At 28.1% G+C, this 20900-nt stretch carries 19 protein-coding genes and 1 tRNA gene; 9 read left to right on the top strand and 11 right to left on the bottom strand.

What is annotated here, in order from left to right; genetic code table 11:
* The first annotated feature begins 223 nt into the window (after positions 1 to 223).
* A complete protein-coding gene (locus DRF61_RS21495; RefSeq protein ID WP_111960912.1) occupies positions 224 to 565 on the top strand; it encodes a helix-turn-helix domain-containing protein in 342 nt (113 codons plus the stop codon).
* A 93-nt stretch (positions 566 to 658) separates the two neighbouring features.
* On the opposite strand, the gene DRF61_RS23065 is transcribed toward DRF61_RS21495, so the two are convergent.
* Positions 659 to 790 (bottom strand): lantibiotic dehydratase C-terminal domain-containing protein, encoded by a 132-nt coding sequence (locus tag DRF61_RS23065; RefSeq protein WP_338065569.1) that lies wholly within the window; start codon positions 788 to 790, stop codon positions 659 to 661.
* A 529-nt stretch (positions 791 to 1319) separates the two neighbouring features.
* Between DRF61_RS23065 and DRF61_RS21490 the strand changes: the two genes are divergently transcribed.
* Complete coding sequence (locus tag DRF61_RS21490; protein WP_111960911.1) at positions 1320 to 2648, top strand: TolC family protein; 1329 nt, start codon at positions 1320 to 1322, stop codon at positions 2646 to 2648.
* A gap of 525 nt (positions 2649 to 3173) precedes the next feature.
* Here the strand turns inward: DRF61_RS21490 and DRF61_RS21480 are convergent.
* The 5 genes from DRF61_RS21480 to DRF61_RS21460 all read right to left on the bottom strand — a co-directional run bounded on the left by DRF61_RS21480 (position 3174) and on the right by DRF61_RS21460 (position 8217).
* Complete coding sequence (locus DRF61_RS21480) at positions 3174 to 4910, bottom strand: M1 family aminopeptidase (protein WP_146897195.1); 1737 nt, start codon at positions 4908 to 4910, stop codon at positions 3174 to 3176.
* A gap of 298 nt (positions 4911 to 5208) precedes the next feature.
* Positions 5209 to 5523, bottom strand: coding sequence for a hypothetical protein (locus DRF61_RS21475; RefSeq protein WP_111960908.1), 315 nt, complete (start codon positions 5521 to 5523; stop codon positions 5209 to 5211).
* 43 nt (positions 5524 to 5566) lie between these two features.
* Complete coding sequence (locus DRF61_RS21470; protein WP_111960907.1) at positions 5567 to 5824, bottom strand: hypothetical protein; 258 nt, start codon at positions 5822 to 5824, stop codon at positions 5567 to 5569.
* Positions 5825 to 5842: 18 nt separating this feature from the next.
* Positions 5843 to 6853 (bottom strand): hypothetical protein, encoded by a 1011-nt coding sequence (locus tag DRF61_RS21465; protein WP_111960906.1) that lies wholly within the window; start codon positions 6851 to 6853, stop codon positions 5843 to 5845.
* Positions 6854 to 6867: 14 nt separating this feature from the next.
* Positions 6868 to 8217 (bottom strand): radical SAM/SPASM domain-containing protein, encoded by a 1350-nt coding sequence (locus DRF61_RS21460; RefSeq protein WP_111960905.1) that lies wholly within the window; start codon positions 8215 to 8217, stop codon positions 6868 to 6870.
* Positions 8218 to 8309: 92 nt separating this feature from the next.
* On the opposite strand from DRF61_RS21460, the gene DRF61_RS21455 reads away from it, so the two are divergent.
* The 3 genes from DRF61_RS21455 to DRF61_RS21445 are packed head-to-tail and all read left to right on the top strand — an operon-like array spanning position 8310 to position 11848.
* On the top strand, positions 8310 to 9830 hold the full coding sequence (locus tag DRF61_RS21455) for a hypothetical protein (protein WP_111960904.1): 1521 nt from the start codon (positions 8310 to 8312) through the stop codon (positions 9828 to 9830).
* The gene (locus DRF61_RS21450) at positions 9814 to 11091 is read left to right on the top strand and encodes an HlyD family secretion protein (protein WP_111960903.1); all 1278 of its coding nucleotides are present in this window, start codon (positions 9814 to 9816) and stop codon (positions 11089 to 11091) included. The genes DRF61_RS21455 and DRF61_RS21450 overlap by 17 nt, the downstream gene beginning before the upstream one ends.
* 7 nt (positions 11092 to 11098) lie before the next feature.
* A complete protein-coding gene (locus tag DRF61_RS21445) occupies positions 11099 to 11848 on the top strand; it encodes a metallophosphoesterase (protein ID WP_111960902.1) in 750 nt (249 codons plus the stop codon).
* Here the strand turns inward: DRF61_RS21445 and DRF61_RS21440 are convergent.
* On the bottom strand, positions 11821 to 13902 hold the full coding sequence (locus DRF61_RS21440) for a peptidase domain-containing ABC transporter (RefSeq protein ID WP_111960901.1): 2082 nt from the start codon (positions 13900 to 13902) through the stop codon (positions 11821 to 11823). The genes DRF61_RS21445 and DRF61_RS21440 overlap by 28 nt on opposite strands.
* A gap of 34 nt (positions 13903 to 13936) precedes the next feature.
* Between DRF61_RS21440 and DRF61_RS21435 the strand changes: the two genes are divergently transcribed.
* The gene (locus DRF61_RS21435) at positions 13937 to 15025 is read left to right on the top strand and encodes an RNA ligase (RefSeq protein WP_111960900.1); all 1089 of its coding nucleotides are present in this window, start codon (positions 13937 to 13939) and stop codon (positions 15023 to 15025) included.
* A 732-nt stretch (positions 15026 to 15757) separates the two neighbouring features.
* Here the strand turns inward: DRF61_RS21435 and DRF61_RS21425 are convergent.
* On the bottom strand, positions 15758 to 16324 hold the full coding sequence (locus tag DRF61_RS21425) for a cysteine hydrolase family protein (protein ID WP_111960922.1): 567 nt from the start codon (positions 16322 to 16324) through the stop codon (positions 15758 to 15760).
* Between the two features lie 23 nt (positions 16325 to 16347).
* Positions 16348 to 17289: an alpha/beta hydrolase gene (locus DRF61_RS21420; RefSeq protein WP_111960898.1), complete on the bottom strand. Its 942-nt coding sequence runs from the start codon at positions 17287 to 17289 to the stop codon at positions 16348 to 16350.
* A gap of 140 nt (positions 17290 to 17429) precedes the next feature.
* Between DRF61_RS21420 and DRF61_RS21415 the strand changes: the two genes are divergently transcribed.
* The 3 genes from DRF61_RS21415 (at position 17430) to DRF61_RS21405 (ending at position 19474) form a co-directional block, all read left to right on the top strand.
* Positions 17430 to 17792: a winged helix-turn-helix transcriptional regulator gene (locus DRF61_RS21415; protein ID WP_111960897.1), complete on the top strand. Its 363-nt coding sequence runs from the start codon at positions 17430 to 17432 to the stop codon at positions 17790 to 17792.
* A 137-nt stretch (positions 17793 to 17929) separates the two neighbouring features.
* Positions 17930 to 18002: transfer RNA gene (locus DRF61_RS21410), tRNA-Phe, on the top strand.
* A 251-nt stretch (positions 18003 to 18253) separates the two neighbouring features.
* Positions 18254 to 19474, top strand: coding sequence for a site-specific integrase (locus DRF61_RS21405; protein ID WP_111960896.1), 1221 nt, complete (start codon positions 18254 to 18256; stop codon positions 19472 to 19474).
* Positions 19475 to 19777: 303 nt separating this feature from the next.
* Here DRF61_RS21405 and DRF61_RS21400 read toward each other — a convergent pair whose 3' ends face one another.
* Both DRF61_RS21400 and DRF61_RS21395 read right to left on the bottom strand, forming a co-directional pair.
* The gene (locus DRF61_RS21400; RefSeq protein ID WP_146897192.1) at positions 19778 to 20119 is read right to left on the bottom strand and encodes a zinc-binding metallopeptidase family protein; all 342 of its coding nucleotides are present in this window, start codon (positions 20117 to 20119) and stop codon (positions 19778 to 19780) included.
* On the bottom strand, positions 20089 to 20793 hold the full coding sequence (locus DRF61_RS21395; protein ID WP_111960894.1) for a M20/M25/M40 family metallo-hydrolase: 705 nt from the start codon (positions 20791 to 20793) through the stop codon (positions 20089 to 20091). Before DRF61_RS21395 ends, DRF61_RS21400 begins: the two co-directional genes overlap by 31 nt.
* Between the last annotated feature and the right edge of the window lie 107 nt (positions 20794 to 20900).

The following is a 20900-nucleotide window of genomic DNA, read 5'->3' as shown; positions in this document are numbered from 1 at the left end:
TACTTATCGGATTGGGGTACTGGTATACCTGACAACGATAAGAGAGCCCACGCCTAGGTCGTGAGCATCTTGCTTATCCTCTCGTTGTCTAAAAATTACCAGTTTTCAATCCGAGATTCTAAGCGAATGCTTCTATTTTTCTTTGAAGTATCGCAAAATTACGTTTTTTGTAACTTATTTAGCAAATATAATAAAACTTTTTCAAAACGATATATAAATCTTCATGAAAAATATTTTAATTCCTAAATTTTACAAAATGTATAAATGGAATGTTGAAGAATTAAAAATTCAAGTTGGAATTATTTTTAAGCTATGTCGGCTAAGGAAAGGGCTATCACAATTTCAGGTAGCAATTGAGGTAGGTCTCTCTAAAGATTATATTGGACGGATTGAAAGAGGTGAAACCAATCCAACAATTGAGATTATTGTCAACATTTGTAATTTTCTGGAATTAGATATAAATCAAGTGGTCACTAAAGAAAATGAAAGTCAACTCGCAACAATTAAGCTTGAAATATTAGAATTAGAAGCAAAATTAAAAAATCAAAATAAGAAAAAATCATAATAACCTTTGATTTTTTATTTAATGGCAAGTCATAGTAATTGGAAATATATTTTTTATATTTGAGAATACAACTGCAATAGTGAAATTATAAAACTAGTTCTTAAAAACTCTCATTTTATAATATCTCAGCAAATAATCATAAATCACCATTTCAAACAAACGTTGATTGGAAACAAAAAGCCTGTTGATATTCATATGAAATATGCTTTGAAAATAGCTTTGCAATGAGATTTCTAGGTTTCATAATGTTAAATAATAACATTCTACAATATTAAATTGCTTTCTCTAATTAGAAATTATAGCATTCCTCCCCTGCAAAGTTTCTGTGAATTGATGAAGTTTTTTTATTTATTCAACTACTAGTTTTCACCAATCCTATTTTCAAATCATGATGATGAACATATCGAAAGTAAATAATTTATCAACAACCAAGTATTTTCATCTTCAAACATAAATGACAAAAAGAGACTATATCGTGATAAAATTCACCAACGATATTTTTCACACAATTGCAGGAAATATAGACACTAGTCACAAATTATTTTAGAACAGGCAGTAAGTTTAAGAGTCTCTTCAAGTGTTCCAAGAAGTATTTCAGGGACAAAGTATTACTATAAAATAGTTATTAAGTTTACCCCGCAAAAGTTCCCCAACTTTTAATTGCGGGGTATTAAAAAACTATCATAGCAAATTTATGATTTTTTTATGTACAAATTAGGGACTAGAATTATTATTTTTGTCTTTTATACAACAGATGAAAAAAAAGATATTCAGTATCGTATTAGTAATTACACCAGTCATATTTTATTGCCAGAAATTGAGTCTTTTACAGTGTATTGATACTGCTTTAGCTAAGAATCCACAAATTGAAAAGTATATTCAATATAATAAAATTCAAAAGTTTAATAAAATAATTTCTCATCGAGAATATTTACCTGAAGTTTCTGTATTAATGAATAATAATTTAGGATTAGGTACTGACCAAGATGTCTTTGGTAACACAAGGAGAAATGATAATTTTAATAATAGTATTTTGTTGAATACTCAATGGTTTCTTTACAATGGGAGTAAAAACAAGTTTAATAGTCTAAAAAATGATTTTGATTATCAATCTGGCTTAAGTGATATAGAAACAATTAAAAGAGATATTTCAATTAATGTTGTTAACCAATACTTGAAGACACTATTAAGTAAAGAAATTCATGAAATTTCAACTAACTCTGTACAAGATGCTTTGAAAATTTTTAATAAAGTAGAAAAAAGTTTTGAATTAGGATATTCAACAAAAACAGAAGTATTAGAGGCTAAATCCAATCTTTCAAAAGAGAGACAAAGAGAGCAAATAGCTTTACTTGATGTAAAAAAGAATTTATTAGATCTAGCTCTTTTATTACAAATCAATGATGAAGAATCTTTTGAGATTGAAAATGAATTTATTCCTGATGATATAGAGGATAATTTTCCAGTTATTAATGATCTTTTGGATGAAATTATTAATAATGATCCAAAAATCAAGTCCTTAGAGTTAAAGTTAAATTCTGCTAAAAATCAGACAGAAATAATTAAAACCTCTATGAAACCGACTGCTAGTTTAATTAGTAATATTGGAAGCTTTTACTTTAATTCTTTAGTTGCGGACAATGAGTATCAATTTTTTAAACAAATACAACTGAACTTTTATCAACAATTCAGGTTAAATGTTTCTATCCCTATATTTAATAAAGGTATAAGTAAACTACAAGTTGAAAAGTCAAAAATAAATGAAGATATAATTATCAATGATATTTTGATTGAAAAGAAAGACTTATCAAATACCATAAAAAAAATTTTTTTTGATAAAAATCAAAATTTCAAAAATTATATTTTATCAAAAGAAGTTGAAGATGATATGAAAAAAACTAAGGAGTTAACTGGAAAAAGTTATACTGAAGGATATTCTACGATTTATGAGTTGAATAATTCAACAAAAAATTGGGTTGAAGCCATATCAATTCTTAAACAATTTAAATACAAATATTATTTTGATCTTTTGTTATTAGATATTTACACTAAAGGTTATTCCAACATTAAATATTTATTTTAATCCATTCAAATATTCAATAATTAAATTTCTTAGAATATGTGGAATAAAAAGAATTAGAAAATATTGAAACTTATTGAAAATAAGAAATGTTATAAAAAAATAAAATAAGAACTCAAGTAATACTAAGACATATATTACATTTTTTTTTCTAAAATGTAGATAAGTGAATAAAAGTGTTAAAACCAATTGTAAAATAATGTTATACTTTTCTTGATTGACCATCAATAAAAGTTTGAAAGGCATATATCTCCATAATAACTCTTCTATAAAAACTACCTTAACTTGATACAAATAATACCATTGATATTTAATTTTTAGAATCTTTAATGAAGTAGTGTTAAAATAATAAAAATAATATAAAAAAAAATATAATATAACACTGACACTTAGCACAATACTAGTGTAAAATAAGATTGAAAAAGATTTATTTAAAATGAGAATTTCAAATAACGTAATTAATAGTATAATTAATAAAAAAAAGCTAACAGGTACTGTAATAAGAAAATTAATAATTCTTTTTTGCATTTAAAGTTTTATTTTGTCAAAAGAGGATAAATAAATTTTTTCGTTTTTCTCTATATATGACAGGCTAATATAACCTATATTGTTTTGTTTATTTGTAGATTCAAAATCTATAAATATTTTCATTTTATCCTTTTTTTGATCTACAAATAATAGAAACCCTTTTACTTTTATTTTTCTTGTTGAGCTTGTTATTTTATCCAGCAATTCTTGATTCTTTATGTTGATTGTATCAAGACTAACATTTTTATAAAATAAATATTCAATTAACATGTTTGAAAAGTCATAAAATTTTTTTTCAAAAACTTCTCCATATTTGGAAGACGAAGTATTTAATGGACTTTTCGAATATACATCATTGATTGATGTTTTTTGATTGAAATTGAAATCTGGGTCTAAAATTATTTCCTTAATATTATAGTTGTAGCTTTTACTTATCTCTAGATTATTAGCGTTGAATTCAATTACATCAGAATATACTTTTTCTTGATCAGATATAATTTTTATTGGAAGTCTTTTATCTACAGTTAAATTTTCAACAGCAAATGTAATTTTATTATTGGAAACATTCTTAATATAAAAATCTGGCCACTCCCTCATATTTTCATTTCCCAATTCCTGATATAAATTAATATCTTTGAAATAGTCCAAAAAATCATCATAGGAGATTTCCTTTTCCTGATCTTGATATTTTTCAAATAATGATTTTAATCTACTTAAAAAATTTTCTTTCCCTATTTTATAGCTTAATTCCCTAAAAACTATAGGTAATCGATCATATGAAATTGATCTGTATAAAGAGTTATCGGTATTGTAAGGTGTTATTGTATCAATTTTAACTTTTTCAGATTGTAGCAAGTCTAACTGCAAATTCTTTTTTAGAAATGTCTTTTTTACATCATAATTTTCAACATCTTCCATATAGGATATAGCTGAATATTCAGCTAATCCTTCTCCAATACTTGAATGGATTTTAGCATTTGTACCCCACCAATAATGAGATACTTCGTGAGCAATTAAGGACTTTAGCCCTTTACTTATTTTTTCTTCAGTTCCAAGTAAATATTCCTGATTTAAAATAAGTCCTGAGGGAAGCCCATGCCCTCCTGTTCTCTTTAAGAAAAAAAGCTTAAATGTATTCTGGGTTTTTGTTGGAATACCAAATACCCTTGAAAAATACTTATATGAAAGTTCTATTTCTTTACATATTGAAAGCAGTCTTTTTTTGTTATAATTAATATTAACAGGTATGAAAGATTGAATTTTATTTTGCCTTGATATGTTGAAATTACCTAATATAATATAAGGTGGTTCATTTTGTTTATTTTGAAATTCATTATCCACATAAGTGTATCTTTTATTATTTTGTACTGTCGTTCTATAAATAAAATCTTTATTTTGCTTTTCTATTATTGGGAGATAATTTAGGTCTGGTAATAAATAAAATTGGTCTTTATCATAATAGAAATTTCTATTTGCAACTGTATCATTTTTTTCCTTTATTAGGCTATAAGACAAGGTGAAATCATTCACCTCTTTGTTGGCATTGGTTGCTATATTGATTTTATATTTATTTGAAGTTTCTTTTTGCTCAAATTTTAAATGATTTTCTTGTAACCGAATATCTGCAACATATGGTTTTGCCAGGTAAATATCCAAAATAGAAATAGGCTTACTTATTTTTATTGCTGAATTGATTGAAATACCATTATCCAATATTGTATAATTTAAATCGTACACAAATTTATTTTGTGAAAATATTAGAAAAGGGATGCACAATAAAAAAAATACTTTTCTCATTAAAATTTATAATAAGTGTTACAATTATATACTATTCAATTAAGTTCAATGTTTGTCATTTTTTTTATAACTCAATAAAGATGATTTATTACATTTTAATCGAAACATTAGCATGTATGAACCTTTATAGGAAGTTTACCCGTCAATAAAAAATAAAAGAGACCATCATGATTTAGTGAATAGCCACTTTTTTACTCGATAGTCCCTCTTTATTATAAATATTTTAATATTTTACTTATTAGTCACTTGTTCCACAATAACCATCTTTAACACAAGTATCCCATGTGCAATCAACTGTTGGTGAATCACTTGTGTAGCATATATCAGATAATGAGCAACCTTCATCACCATCTCTATCGCACTGGTCAGCTACTGAACAATGAGAATTGTCATATACATTACAGATGTCTATAGCCGAACATGATGGACCATCATCCTTACCTGTACAAATCTCAATATTACATGAGTCTGGAGTAAGATCAAGATATTCACAACCTTTAATAAGCTCCTGCTTATCTTTTTCAGAAAAAAGAACGAGTTTAAAATTTTTCATAGTTTGTATATTTTTTCAATTATATTCTATATGAAACTAAGCATTAGCTAATTGCATATTTACGTGCTGGAGCAATGTAAGTTTCAGTGTCTATAGTGCCACAATCACCACAAGGATCATAAATATCAAGGTATTCGCATGTTGGAACAATGCCATCTTCAGTACAAGTATCTATTGAACCACAATCGCCACAAAGATTATCCACTAGACATGGTTCGTAAACATCTAGATACTCACAAGCTTTGATACTTTGATTAAAATCGTGATTTCTTTCTATTAAAACCAATTTAAAATTTTTCATATTAGATGTTTTTATTTGTTATGGATTAACCAATTTTATTTTATATCCTTCTTTTTCAATTAGAATAGGATTCATTTTACTATTTTGTACTTCTTTAAATAGTAGTAATAATTTAAGAAAGTTTTCTGCAAAGTTTCTTAATAAATCACACTTCTTATTATCTGTTTGGGTTAGAATTGGGCTTTCGTCAAAGAAGTTAAATAGCCTTGTTTGGTGACAAATCTTTTTAGCCCAACAAGTATTACAATTTCCTATATCATGAAGTTTAACTTCATTATTCTTATAAATATATTCCCGATTATAATACCTTCCAAAATTGAATTTTAGTATTCTTACTATATCAAAATAATTTGAAATGTTAACATTACTTTCCGAAAAATAGTTTTCAATTTTATTTTTAACAAGTTCAACTCCTTTTAAAGCTGCATCTACATTCTCAAAATGAAAACTTATTACAATATTTTTGGGTATGCTTAAATTTAGGAACTTATCAAACTCTTCACTAGATTTAATTTTTAATTCTACAAATGTTCTTTCTTTGAATCCTGAGGATATAAACTTTTCCAAACTTTCAAAATTAGAATAATACTGAAAGTCTATTTTTCTTTCTAACAAAATAGATATTGTACTTTCATCAAAAAGGTTCTCTATATTTTCTCTAATAAGAATCTTTACTTTTTTATCCTTATTTTCCTCTTGAAAAGAGATAATATCTTTAATAAGCTCTTTTTGATTGCTCAAGTTGAAAACTACAAAGTGATCTTTTTGAGTACTTGATTCGAAGCTAAATTCAAAATCATAAATATCTTGGCTTGTTATATTTTTTAAATAATATTCTTCATGCAAAAGAAATTTATTATGTTGACCCTCATTATTTCCAATTTCACCAAATTCTTCTCTTATTAGAGTCTCAGTTGTTAAAGAATCTTTTTTTTCTAATATTGACCGTGCTTTTTCATTTGTTACCTGGAAAATATTATTATATTGTTCAATATAAATATAACCTGTGTTTTTATATGTAAAGTACATTTTTAGTATAAATTTTATTTAGAAAATAGAAAAACTCTGTCATCTTCATTTAACTCGCTGTAAATATTAATGGCATGTTTTAACTGATGCTTCAATTCTGAGCAATGTCTTGTATTAATATTATCAACATCTCCTTTCATTACCTCATTATCTTGAATGCAGCCTCCACCTCCGCATTGATATTTTGCCCAACATTTGGAGCAAACAGGATGTTTATCTAAGAAACTCACAGAATATTCTTTTCTTCGTCCTTCCTCAAAGTTATCTACGTTACCTAACTTAAACTTATCCTCTCCAACGAATCGATGGCAAGGATATACATCTCCATTAATTGCAATACCAACCATTCTTCTTCCAACACCACAAGCAAATTTGTTTTTTTCTTTTTCTTTTAATGAAAATACAAGATTTAAAATCTTACTGCTTCCAAGTGCATTAAGGGATTTCCTGCCTTTTATTGAGGCTAGGATTTCTCTTGCTTCATTATTTTCAGCATCATAAATATCTTTCATCATTTCATCTTCTAGGTTAATTGATGAAACTCCTCTATTATCATTTGCATATTCCGACACTGTTGCAACAGTTGCATTTGCATGTTTAAAACCGATTTCCTTCAATCTTGTTTTTAATAGCTTAAGATCGCTTGTATGATTGGTAACTGTTGCCCTAGCAGTAGCATTTCCGTCTCTAGACTTTAAAAACTCCTGTATCTTAGGTAGTGTTTTCTCGTAAGAACCCTGCCCTCCTCTAAAAGGTCTGTTTTTATCTTGAGTTTCCTGGTCACCGTCAAAACTAACTATAACATTGAATTTATTGTCATTTAGATATTTATTGACTTCTTTGTTAAATTTAGTACCATTCGTAGTAATGCTGAATTTAATAGCTTTGTTATGTTTCTCAGCTTGCTCTCTGGAATAATCAACACACTTCTTTATTAGAGGATAATTTAACATTGGCTCACCTCCAAAAAATGTTATTGTGATATTTTTTTGGTTTTTGGATTGCTTTACTAAAAAATCGATGCTTTTAAAGGCTGTTTCTTCATTCATTTTCCCTTTCAACCCATACTCTCCATCAACACCATAACAATAAACACAACTTAAGTTACACACTTGAGCAACATTGAGAGAGATATTAGTTAATGGGTGTTCTTCTAAGTCTTCTTGGTTTGGAATTTTCTTGTCAATCTTCTTTGAATTTAGAAAATTTTCAATAAACGAACTGTCCTTATCTAGTAAAAATTCGTATAGATCTTTTTCTATGCTATAAACTAGAACTGTCTCTACGTCAAAAACAAAGAATTTCCCCTCAAAAGGAAATATGTGAAAACGCTCATGTGAAGCGATGTCATAATTTTTATTCATACTTAAATGTTTTGGTCAAAAATAGAAAAATTCCTAATATAGCACTGTAATGTTTGCTTATTTGATCAAAATTTATATTAATTCTAAATAAAATGAAAAACTCAATCATAAAAGATGTTCTTATTTTTTTTGCGGAAAAAGATGTTAATTGTATTTTTTTAACAGGAAGTGTCTTGTCCGAAAAAAAATTTACTGAAAAATCAGACATTGATGTAGTAATATTGACCTCTGAAATCAACACCTCGTATACTGAGAAAATTCTTGTCAAAAAAAGATTGTATGAATTCATATTTCTTTCTACGGCAGATTTAGATCAAGTTTTAAAAAATGACATTCTATCCCTTAAAGGAACATTGTATAATATGATAAAAACTGGAGAAATTATAAGGGATAGAAATGCTTATGGTAAATCTTTAAAAGAGTATGTCAATTATTTACATCACATTTTGTATCCTTTTATGGATATCAACGAAAAAAACAGAATCTTTATAAAAGTTAATAATTACCTAAGTGATCTTGAATCAAATATCGAAAATTACTTAGAACAAAATGCTTTAATAAATGATACAGTCTCACTTTTAATACATTATCTTATAAATCAGAGCGGTGAATTTGTTGGTAATTCAAAAAATAAGTTGAATGTTCTTAACAAGCTTTATCCTGATTTATATGTACAACTAGAAAGAGTAGTCAAAAAAGCCATCAATACTTCTGATTCAAGAGATTTTGTTACATTGGTAAAGAATGTTTTAAATATTAAATACCTTGATGAAGAATATTGTCAAAAATTTTTAGGGTCTACAATCCGTGAAAAAGAAATTATTATAAAAGTAGAATTTCCATTAATTGTTATAAACATTTCTTATCATGAGGGGAATAGAAAGTTTGCCACCAGGTTTGGTATTCTTAGCTATTCTATAATAGACAATAAATTAGAATTATCAATATTAGTTACGACCTCACATAAAAATTATAAAATAATCCAAATATTAGCAGACGATTATCATATTAATACTATAGATATTAAAAATATTAAAATTAAAAATGATTATTTAACTAATTCCTTAAGGAAGGATAGTTGGAAGTTTAATATATCATTTACAAAATACTTCATAGACAATCATGATATTTTCCTTGAGGATAAAAGTATTATTGCGCTAGTATTAATAAATAGCATATTAGATAAAATTAATTCTAATATTCATCGGTCTTTTTTAAAATTTCTTTTTGAATTATGGTTTCCTACAGCGTATGATATTAATATGTTATTTGATTTCTTCACATTACTAAAATATAAGCAGAATATTTTGCTAAAATATGATTTTAAATGTATTCAAATTCATAATAGATATCAGGAAAAAAAAGATAATTTTGTGAAGTTATCTGACGAATTATGTAATATCCTTTTCCATAAATTCCAAGATAATACTGACAAAGGTGGTTTTTCTACAATGAGTGCTTTTTATAATAATTTTGCAGAAAACATAAATGATGATTTTTTAATACTTGAACAATTTCTCACAAGAATATTTAAGATGATTGGTTTGCATAACGACAAATCATTCTATGTTTATTTCTTTTTAAAAACACAATATAATGAATACAGACAATAGTGCCAATTATAAAAATTTAATGTTAAAAAAGCCCAAATGGTTTATTCAATATGGCTCAGGACTTATGTTATTGTTTTTATTAGTTCTTTTATTAATGAGCTATCTTATAAAGTATCCAGAATATATAGATGCAGAAATTAATGTTGTTAGTGAAGATCATATTAAGAGGCTTATTTCAAAAAAAAGTGGGAATGTAAAATTACTTTTGGATAATGGTAGTTTAGTTAAGGCTGGGGAGGAATTAGCATATATTGAAAATCCCACAATCCAACTCAAGAGTTTAACAAATTTAATTGATAGTATTAGCAACCAAAATTTGATTGAAAATCCTAATTTTATTTTACCAGATAATATAAGTTTAGGTGAACTGGAGCCTTACTATATCGATTTTTTAAAGAAAAGAAAAGATTTTTTCATTTTTGAAAATGTCGCAGCTAAAAAAAATAATAAAAATAATCTTCATCAGTCATTGTTATTAAACAAACAGGTTAAGAATAATATATTAAAAGAAAGGGAGATTTCAAATCAGGAACTTCTAGTAGAAAGAGAAAAATTAACCAGAGCTAAGAACTTACAGAGAGAAGGCATTATTTCCAAAAGTGATCTTAATAAAGCTGAACAAGATTTTTTGGAATTTCAAAAACGGCTACAAAATAATATCACGACTACTTCACAGGTTGCAGTGAATGAAATTGAAGTTTCAAATAATATTAATAATCTGGAATATCAAATAAAAGAAGATGAGATAAAATATCGGCAAGAATTAGAAAACTCTTTTAGTCGACTAAGATCGGAAGTTAATAATTGGAAATTTAACAATAGTTTTATTTCTCCTACAAACGGAAAACTAGTTTTTAATAATAATTGGAGCGATGGACAGTTTATTTCAGAAAGTCAAGAATTCGGAACAATTATTCCGACAAATAGGAATGATATTTTTTGTTCTGGCTTAATGAAGAGTTTTCAGTCTGGTAAAGTAAAGAAAGGTCAAAAAGTTAAAATTTATCTCGATGGCTTTAATTTTGAAGAATATGGAATTCTTGAAGGTTCCGTAGACGAAATATATCCTATACCAGAAAGAAGCAAAGATGGGAAGTATTTTTATAAATTGAAGATTAAACTTACTCATGGGCTTGTAACCAGTTTAAATAAAAAAATACCTTATACGCCAGATTTAAATGGTAATGCAAAAATTGTCACAATGGACATAAGTCTTTTAGAGAGACTATTTTTAAAAATTGTTAAGGCTGTAGATAATTAATTTTACTATGTTAAATTGGATAATTACGGATCTTCATGAAGACATTCATTCTTTGAAGATGTTTTTTGAAATGCATTCTTCTTGTAATAGAGCATCTAAGGTTTATTCACTTGGTGATAATATTGGTTTCTCGTCTTTCTATGAAAAATATGAGTCTAGGAGAGATGCGAACAGTTGTATTGAGATGTTGTTAAATAATGATATTAAAACTGTAAAAGGAAATCATGAATTAAATTTTTTAAAAATAATTCCTAAAATACCATTCTTTATATATCCTGAGAAACAATACATTGCCAATGAAAAAATAATTTCTGATAATATCTGGTCCTATCAAGATGAATTTGTAACTAATCTACATTTACATAATTTCCCTTTCATTAATAATTCTGACGATATTATTATTGATAACAATATATTATATTCACACTTTTTATATCCAGATTTTAATGGCAATTTAGTTCTGAATAAAACTAGGATTGATCAATTATTGCCCGTTCATTTTCTATTTATGGAAGTAAATAAGATAAAGATATCCTTCGTAGGGCATACCCATATTGATTATCCACTAATCGTTTCCTCAACAAAAAGAAAAATAAAATTGAATGACCGTGAGTTTTTTTTTCTTGATCCAAAAGAGAATTATATAATATTTTGCCCTCCGTTAAACAGTTATTTTTCAGATACATCAAAATTTCTTTCATATTGTGATGACACAGGAATTTTAACTTTTTATTCTTTGGGATGTAAGGAAGCATAGTACCCATTTTTTTCCATAAGATAATCATGATTTCCATATTCTAACACTTTCCCTTCATTCATTACAATAAAATGATCAGCATGCATTACAGTACTAATTTTATGAGAAATAATAATAACGGTTTTATCCTTAAAGAAAAATTTAAGATTATCCATAATACTTTTTTCTGTTTTGGGATCTAATGAGCTTGTAATTTCATCCAATAAAACAACGTCTGGATTTTTATACATTAGCCGTGCAATGAGTAGTCTTTGAATTTGGCCTTGACTTAATCCTTTTCCTCCGTAACTTAGGGTCGTATTAAACCCTTCGTTCTTACTTTCGACAAATTCCAATATTTCAGACATTTTTGCAATTCTCATTAATTTATCAAAATCATATTCTTTTCCCATTGTGATGTTATTCAAGATAGTATCATTGAAAATTATACTATCTTGTAACAATGCACCACATCTATCTCTCCAAGATTCTATATCAATTGTTCTAATATTAATTCCATTGATGTGAATATCTCCTTTATATGGATTATAAAATTTTAATATGAGTTTCAGTACTGTTGTTTTTCCACTTCCACTTCTACCAATAATAGCAGTAGTTTTCCCTGGAGGAAATTTTAGATTAATATTTTTTAAACTGAATGATTTCGAGTAATCTTGATATTGAAATGTGACATTTTGAAAATCAATATTTATAGGGTTTTCTAAATTATTTATAATTGCCGACTTGCTTTTTGTTTCAACATCTAGATTTATATCATTAATTCTTTTAAAACTGATTAATGCCATTTGATATTCCATAATGAAATTTGTAATTCCTCTGATAGGCATATTTGTTTGGCCTATGATATATTGTATTGCGATCATTATACCAAAGCTCATTGTTCCGTCTATGATACTTATTGCACATAGATAAAATATTAGATAATTTTTACTTTCATTAATTAATAATGAAACTCCGTCTTGTAGTTGTTCAACAATCATCATTTTCTGTTTATTCTTATATAATTCTATTTGATTGTCCTCCCAGTCCCATCTTTTTTCTTTTTCAATTCCATATAATTTGATTTCTTGTACACTCTGCAAGAGTTGTATTAATAGATTTTGATTTCTGGAATTAAATTTGAAAATATTTGTATCCATTTTTTTTCTAATTCTCCAGAAAAGTAGAATCCAAGCTATAAATAATATATTACCAACTATAAAAACAATAAATATTTTTTGATTAAAATATCCTAAAATTATTAAGAAAATTAATATTGTAATTATGTTAAATATGAAATTAATTATTGATTTTGTTAGAAAGTTTTCAATTCTTTTATTGTCCTCAACTCTTTGTAAAATCTCTCCAATCGTACTAGTGTTAAAATAATGAATAGGGAGTTTCATTACGTTAGTAATGAAATCGGAAATCATTGATATATTGATTCGTATACCAATATGAAGATAAAGCCAACTTCGTACAAATTCAGCTAGGAATTTTCCAATTTGAACAGCTAAAAGACCAAATATTACTATTTTTATTAAACTTAGATTTTCAACAATTATTCCTTTATCTATAAATAATTGCATTAAGAAAGGAGAGATAAATTGCAATAGAGTTATTACAATAATACCATATAATACTTGGTAAAAAAATTTTCTATATGGTATTATATAGTCTGTTATAATATTTAATAAAGACTTTGATTTCTTAGATCTATTTTTTTCAAAAAAAATACAGGAAATACCATTAGGGTTGAGTTTAAACTTGTTTTCAAAGATTGACTTATCGTTATATGCTTTAATGAGTTCTTTAATCTCTACCAGCACATAATCTCCTTCAAAACTCTCAATAAAAAAATATGGAACCTGTAAATCTTTCAACTCCTCTAATCTCAAAGAAACCCTTTTTGATTTGAAATTAAAAGTTTCAATAATTGATATTATTTGCTGATCCCTACTTAATTGCTTATTTAAACCATATAACTGTCTGATTTTAATTTCTGAAACTTCGTCAATATTATTTTGGAGTAAAAATCTTAAAATATCATCAATGTTTTTTTTTGTGTCTCCCATTTTGTAAATTCGAAAATTCAAATTTAAATAAAAAATGATGAAATTTAGTGATTTTGAGCAGTATGTAGATGATGGGCTATTTACAAAGGAAAAACACCCTCTTGCTGATCTTTATATTTTTGGATATCATTCTGGACCATATTCAAAACCAAAGAATGTATGGAATGACACTACGAAAATGATGAGGGGGTTGATAGTTGATTCTAATGGAATAATTCATGCTCGGTCTTTTGAAAAATTTTTTACTTTTAGAACTTATTTATCAGAAGATACTGCTTTATTTAGTGAAGGACAGATTCTAAAGTTACCAAATCTCCCTTATAAGGTATACGAAAAGGTAGATGGCACTTTAACAATTTTATATTGGATTGATGATGTTCCTTATCTTGCTACTCAGCGATCTTTCACTAGTGTAAAAGCCAAAAGAGCTACTGAAATTCTACACGCAAAATATTCTCATTTATTTAAGAAACTAAAAAGAGATCGAACATATATTTTTGAGGCTATATATCCTGAATCTCAAGTCTTAATAGATTATGGAAATGAAGAAGAGTTAATTTTGATTGGTGTAATTGATACTAATACAGGAAGCAGTTTACCGCTTGAAGAAGTAGGATTTAAAATATCAAAAGACTGGACTTCGGAGTTAAAAAATATTTCTAACGTGAAGGAACTAGAAAGCTTAAATATAAAAAATCTTGAGGGCTTTGTAATAGTTTATGAAAATGATTTTAGGATAAAAATTAAATTCCCTTGGTATAAAGAAGCTCATGCATTAATGAATAAACTTATACATTTAGAACATAGCATGGATTTAATAGGTGATAAGTTAAAAGAATTATTATCAATTAAATCAAATATTGCTACTAATTTTAAAATATGGGAAAGATTTAAAGCAGGGGAAACTACTGAACAAATAAGCAAAGATTTTCCTAACGCTTATAAATACTTTGGTATTGAAGAATGGTTAGAAAATGAATACAATAATTTTGTAGAAAATTCACAAGAAATTAATTATCCTTTAAATGAAGAAAAACTAATCAGAAATTCTTTAGTATATAAGTCTTCTAGTGAAAATATTATGAACAATAGAATACTAAACTTAAAAAAACGATATGATTAGCATAAAGTATAGAACAATTGCAAAAATATTAATAGGGCTGGGATTTCTATTCTCATATTTTATACTGTTAAAATTTCAGTTAGCAAATAATACTTTTAGCTTTAAAATAGTTAGATCTGAGGATTTATCCTGGATTGAAATTGTTTCAGATTATCCTATTAAAGATATTTTCTATTCATCTATTATAGGATATATTTTCTATTTGATGAATATAATTGGATGTTTTGTTTATTCTAATAATATAACTAGACCAACGAAAATTTATAATATCATACTTTTTATTATTATCCTTTTTTTATTTATACAGGATATATATTGTATTAATAGTTTGAAAAATGATATATATAACGGAAGTCACATAAGAATCCCTATCCTTATACTAATTTTGAATATTTTTTTTTACAAGATTAATTATAAAAACATTTCATAAAAAAATAAATGAAGTTTATTATTAATACATATCCTGTTTTAACATTTGTTGACAAGTTAAAATTTATTATATTCGTATCATACGATTTGAGAATAATTGTTAAAATTTCCTCGGTGGAATATTAGGTTACCTAATGAAATCTATTTCCTTAAACCCCTTACTACAAGGCTATAAGAAATAAAACATATATTCCTGGAGAAACCACTTGAAAACCTCTAATTTATTTAGAGGTTTTTTTGTTTTTATGGATAGGCTTTCAAAAATATTTAAACACAAATTAGCACTAATATTTTTGGCTAATTCTACAATTCTTTTAATAATTTTTCTGAATTCCAGACGGAAGCAAATTCATCATTTAAATTGGCAAGGGCAGTCAGATGGATCAGCTCGGCATCATATTTTTCGCCGTTTATCCCTACCCTGTCAAATGCTGCTGTTGCATCTGAAATTACATATGTTTCATACCCGAAATTTCCAGCCATCCTTGTCGTCGTTGAAACACAGTGATTGGTAGTTATTCCTGCAATCACTAAAGTATTGATATTCTGTTGGTCCAGCTTTTCTTTTAAATCTGTTCCGGTAAAGGCACTGTTTACATTTTTTGTAATAACAGGTTCATTATTTTGAGGCAGAACATGATCATTAAACTGAAAACCCGGGTCCAATTCATGCAATTTAGATTCCGGATTCACAGAGCTTTGTCTGACATGAAAAACCGGGAGTCCCAATTCTCTCCCTTTTTCCAGCAATATTCCACTGATCTTTTCTGCATCTTTATTATTTCTGTTTCCACCCCAGTACTTTTCAGCCAAAAATCCTTTTTGAATATCAATCAGAAGCAGGGCTGGTTTTTTATCTCTTAACTTTATCATTTATATTATTCTTAATATGATTAAAATATACGGCTGTAAAGGAATTCCTTATATCTGTCGTTTAAAGGAGAATCAAACAGATCAAATACATGCAATGCTCCCGGTATCACCCACAACTCTGTTTTGACTCCTGCCCTATATAAAAGTTGTGAAAATTCTATATTTTCATCCCTTAAAGGATCCAGCTCACAGGCTACTATTGTTGTTCTTGGAAGATCGCGAAAGGCATTATAGTTCGTAAGATCTGCATACTTTATACTTTTATCCTTATTATCATTTCCCAAAAAATGAAGCCAGGCGGTTTCTGCATATTTTTTATTCCATAAAGGAGCATCTGTAAATTCATTCATGGAAAAGGTATTAAGCTTATTGTGAATCACCGGATATAATAAAAACTGATGGTTTATATTTTTTATTCCTTTATCATTAGCCATCTGGGTAACAGCCGCAGCCAGATGCCCACCGGCACTTGCCCCAAAAACAACAATATGATTCGGATCGATTTCAAGCTGTTCCGCACCATGTTCAATGGTCCACTCCAGCGAGTCAAATCCGTCCAGTACCGGAACAGGGAATTTATATTGCGGAGACAGCCTGTAATCAACCGAAATTATTGTAGCATTAAGATGCTCTGCTAATTCAAACATCTGGTTATCTACCTGTTCCGGAAGGCCAAAGACATATCCTCCTCCATGAAAATAAATGATAGTTCTATTTTTATCAAATTCTTCCGGCTGATAGATATGAAGTCTTATTGAATGATTATCAAAAGAGCTTTCTATGAAAATATCTTTCACATTAATTTTATCAGGCCCCTTAAAAGGATTATTCTTTGCCCATATTTTTTTCTCTTTCTGAATGATTTCCGGGTTATTAAGAAATTCAGCTTGATTGATTTCCAATGAAAACGGAAAACTATCTATACTTTTCTTCAGGTCTTTATCAATTCTATTGAAATCCATTGTATTATGTAATGTGCTTTGGATGAACGAATTTTAAGTTTTGGCTCAACTGTCAATCTTTTTATTTTTGTAAATTTATATGATGAATATCGGGTCTCCAAACACTCAATGAATTGTGTGGAACAAACAAAAAAGTAAGTATGAGCATTAAAGAATCATCAACCAATCAAGAAAATAAAAAAGGTCTGGAGCTTAGCTGTTCTGAGATATATGCTGTAAACCTGATCAGTGGCCGATGGATTCTTTCAATCTGCTACTGCCTTAAAACAGGAAAACTGAGATTTTCTGAACTCAAGAACAGCATCCCAAATATCAGTGAAAGAATGCTGACCATGCAGCTCAAAAAAATGGAAGAAGAAAGGCTGGTTCTAAAAAAGGTCTATGCAGAAGTTCCTCCAAGAGTAGAATATGAATTAACGGAAATCGGGCGACAGTTGATCCCTGTTTTGGATCAATTGGAAATATGGGGCGAAGATCACAAGAAAATAAAGAAAGGATTATAAAATGACTGTATTGATTTTTAAGCAAATACAAATCACAAAAGATATCTTTACCCATACTTTTGAAATTAATTATAAAAAACTTGCACGATATTGCAAAAAGTTCTATTTTTGCACCCACGTTAAACAACGAAACAATTGGTTTCTTAGCTCAGTTGGTAGAGCAATGGATTGAAAATCCATGTGTCCCTGGTTCGATTCCTGGAGAAACCACAAGAAATGAGACAATTTCTAACACTCCCCCTCAAATTGTATGATTTGAGGGGGTTCTTTTTTAAATGGTATATCAAAATAAACCATTTTCTCTCAAATTGAAGGTGACCTTTTCGGTTACCTGAGCATATTAATTTTTTAGGTAACCGAATTTCTCCGAAAGTCCCACTATCAAAGCAAGCCTGTTCAAAATTTGAACATCTTGACTAAAGGGTCACCGAAAAGTAATTTAACCTTTAAAATCAATAATCATGAACACTAAAATTTCAGTATTATTCTATGCTAAAAAATCTAAAGCAAAAAGTAATTTGTGTGTACCCGTTTATTTAAGAATTACAGTTAATGGAAAACGAGCTGAATTCTCAACAGGTAAAACTGTGGATGCTTCTAAATGGAGTCCGGAAATGAGCCGTTTAAAAGGCAATTCTGAGGAGGCACGCACAATAAACAAGTATTTTGATGTTCTATCATCAAAGATCCTTGAAATCGAAAGAAATCTTGTTTTATCAAGCGAATCTTTTGATGCAACTGACGTGAAAAACCTTTTAACAGGAAAGCAAGATACCGAACGCTACTTAATCCCGATTTTTCAAGAACATAACAACAGAATGGAAAAACTCATTGGAAAAGAATATGCACTGGCTACTCTCAAAAATTATAAAACCTGTTTATCTCATTTAAAAAAGTTCTTATGGAATTTTTTTAAAAAGTCAGATATCAATATCAAAAAAATAGAACCTGCATTCCTCAATGATTTTGATTTCTTTCTTAGAACGGTGGCAAAATGTAATAATAATTCTACAGTTAAGCATACCAAAAATCTGGCAAAGATTCTGAAAATATGTTATCATAATAATTGGATTGAAAAAGATCTGGTAATGTATTATAAAGGAAAATTCAATGAGGTTACCGCAAATTTTCTTACAGATGAGGAAATTAAAACTATGCAGAGTAAAGATTTTGTAGGTCAGGGATTAAATCTGGTTCGAGACATTTTCATCTTTAGTTGTTATACAGGCCTAGCATACATTGACATTTATAATTTAACGAAAGATCATATTTCTACAGGAATTGATGGTAACTTATGGATTATGACCAACCGACAAAAGACCAGTACTATTTCAAATATACCTTTGTTACCTATTTCTGAAGAAATCATCCGAAAATATGAAAATCATCCTCTCGCTTTGGAAGCAGGTAAATTACTGCCTGTTTATACCAATCAGAAAATCAATGAATATTTGAAAACCATTGCCGATAATTGTGAAATCAATAAAAAACTTACATTTCATGTCGCCCGACATACCTTTGCCACAACAGTAACATTAGGAAATAATGTATCTATGGAAAGTGTCAGTAAAATGCTAGGTCATAAAAGTATTAAAACAACTCAGCATTATGCTAAAATTTCGGATAAAAAAGTAGCTGAAGACATGAATTCTTTAAAAAGTTTATTAGCAGCAAATAGTTGAATACCAATTTGGTATGTAATATCACATTTTAGAGGTAATATTGAAAAAATGTTGTAAAATATATTTTATAGCATTTTGTATTAATTTGATCAAAATAGTGGTTACCAGTGAGGGGTTCGAATTCTTTCCTTAAATCCGCATTGATAATATATTTTAAACAAATGATAAAATAAGGTAACTTAATTTATCTCTTGAAAATTGCTACAAATTGATTCATTTATGCTTTTCAAATATAATAGTTATCATTAAAAAACTAGTATAAATATACTGTCTTGTTAAATATAACAACTCCAATACAAAGTCTTAGTTAAAGGCTAGCTTATCTGCAAGGTGACTAATAAGCCCTAAAGCGATATTAAAAGATTTTCTATCTACATTACTGATATTATCACATGCTTGGTGATAACATGGAGCGAATAATAAAACTCCATTTTCTTCTTCTATATCATGAGTCATTACAATACCTACAGTTGGAGACAACTGGAAAAAAGGAGCGGTATCCGTACTTAAAGAGGTTATTAAATCATCTGTATATTTGATATTTTGCCCCTTGAGATAATTTTCTACAATCTTTTCTAATTCAGCAGAACCCGGATGAGGCTTAGGCATACCCTCTAACATTGCATTGATTTCTTTCTCTGGCATGCCGCTGTTCTTAAAGTTATCCTTAAGTTATTGAATGCTGCTTCCATCTCCATCCAAAACAAGAATTTCCGGATCCCTACCATATCCACATTGATATAGCTGTTAATTCTCTTTTTCTCCTGTTCTGAAAGTTGTTTAATATAACTAGCAGATCCTAAAACACCCTCTTCTTCAGCATCCCAAAAAGCAATATGTATTGTTTTTTCAGGTTGGATATTCATTTTTCTAGCAGCAGAAACCAATTCCAGTAAAATAGCAACTCCGGTAGCATTGTCATTTATCCCCGGACCTATTTCTACAGAGTCATAATGTGCCCCGAACATGACCACTTTATCACTCTTTCCTAGAATTTCTACTACAATATTCTGCCCCTTGATTTTCTTATTATTTCTCCCTTCAATTTCGAAAGGTAACTTGATGGGTTTTAGTCCCAATAATTCAAGTTGTCCAACAATATAATTAGCAGTAGCTATTCCTCCGGAGCTTCCTATGCTCCTGTGATTCTGATTTTTATCCGCAATTTTCTGAATATCTTCCAAATGTCTCCAAGTAGTATTTTTATCTACAAATTGTTCTATAGAGGTACTTGAAATCTGGGGTGTCTTATTAGATTTTTTGCAGGAAACCACTAATGTGGTTATGGATAAAACCATAAATAATGTTTTTTTTCTCATTGTGTTTTAGAGCCTGTTTAAATTTTATTCAATAATAATTTTATAGCAGATAATTTGACCATGTTTTCAGAGGATTCCATTAGGAGTTCGTAATTTCTACATAGTCT

Source organism: Chryseobacterium lathyri (assembly GCF_003290185.1).
GTDB lineage: Bacteria > Bacteroidota > Bacteroidia > Flavobacteriales > Weeksellaceae > Chryseobacterium > Chryseobacterium lathyri.
Note: the sequence above shows the minus strand (reverse complement) of the source record. Positions and strands in the feature narration are given on the sequence as shown.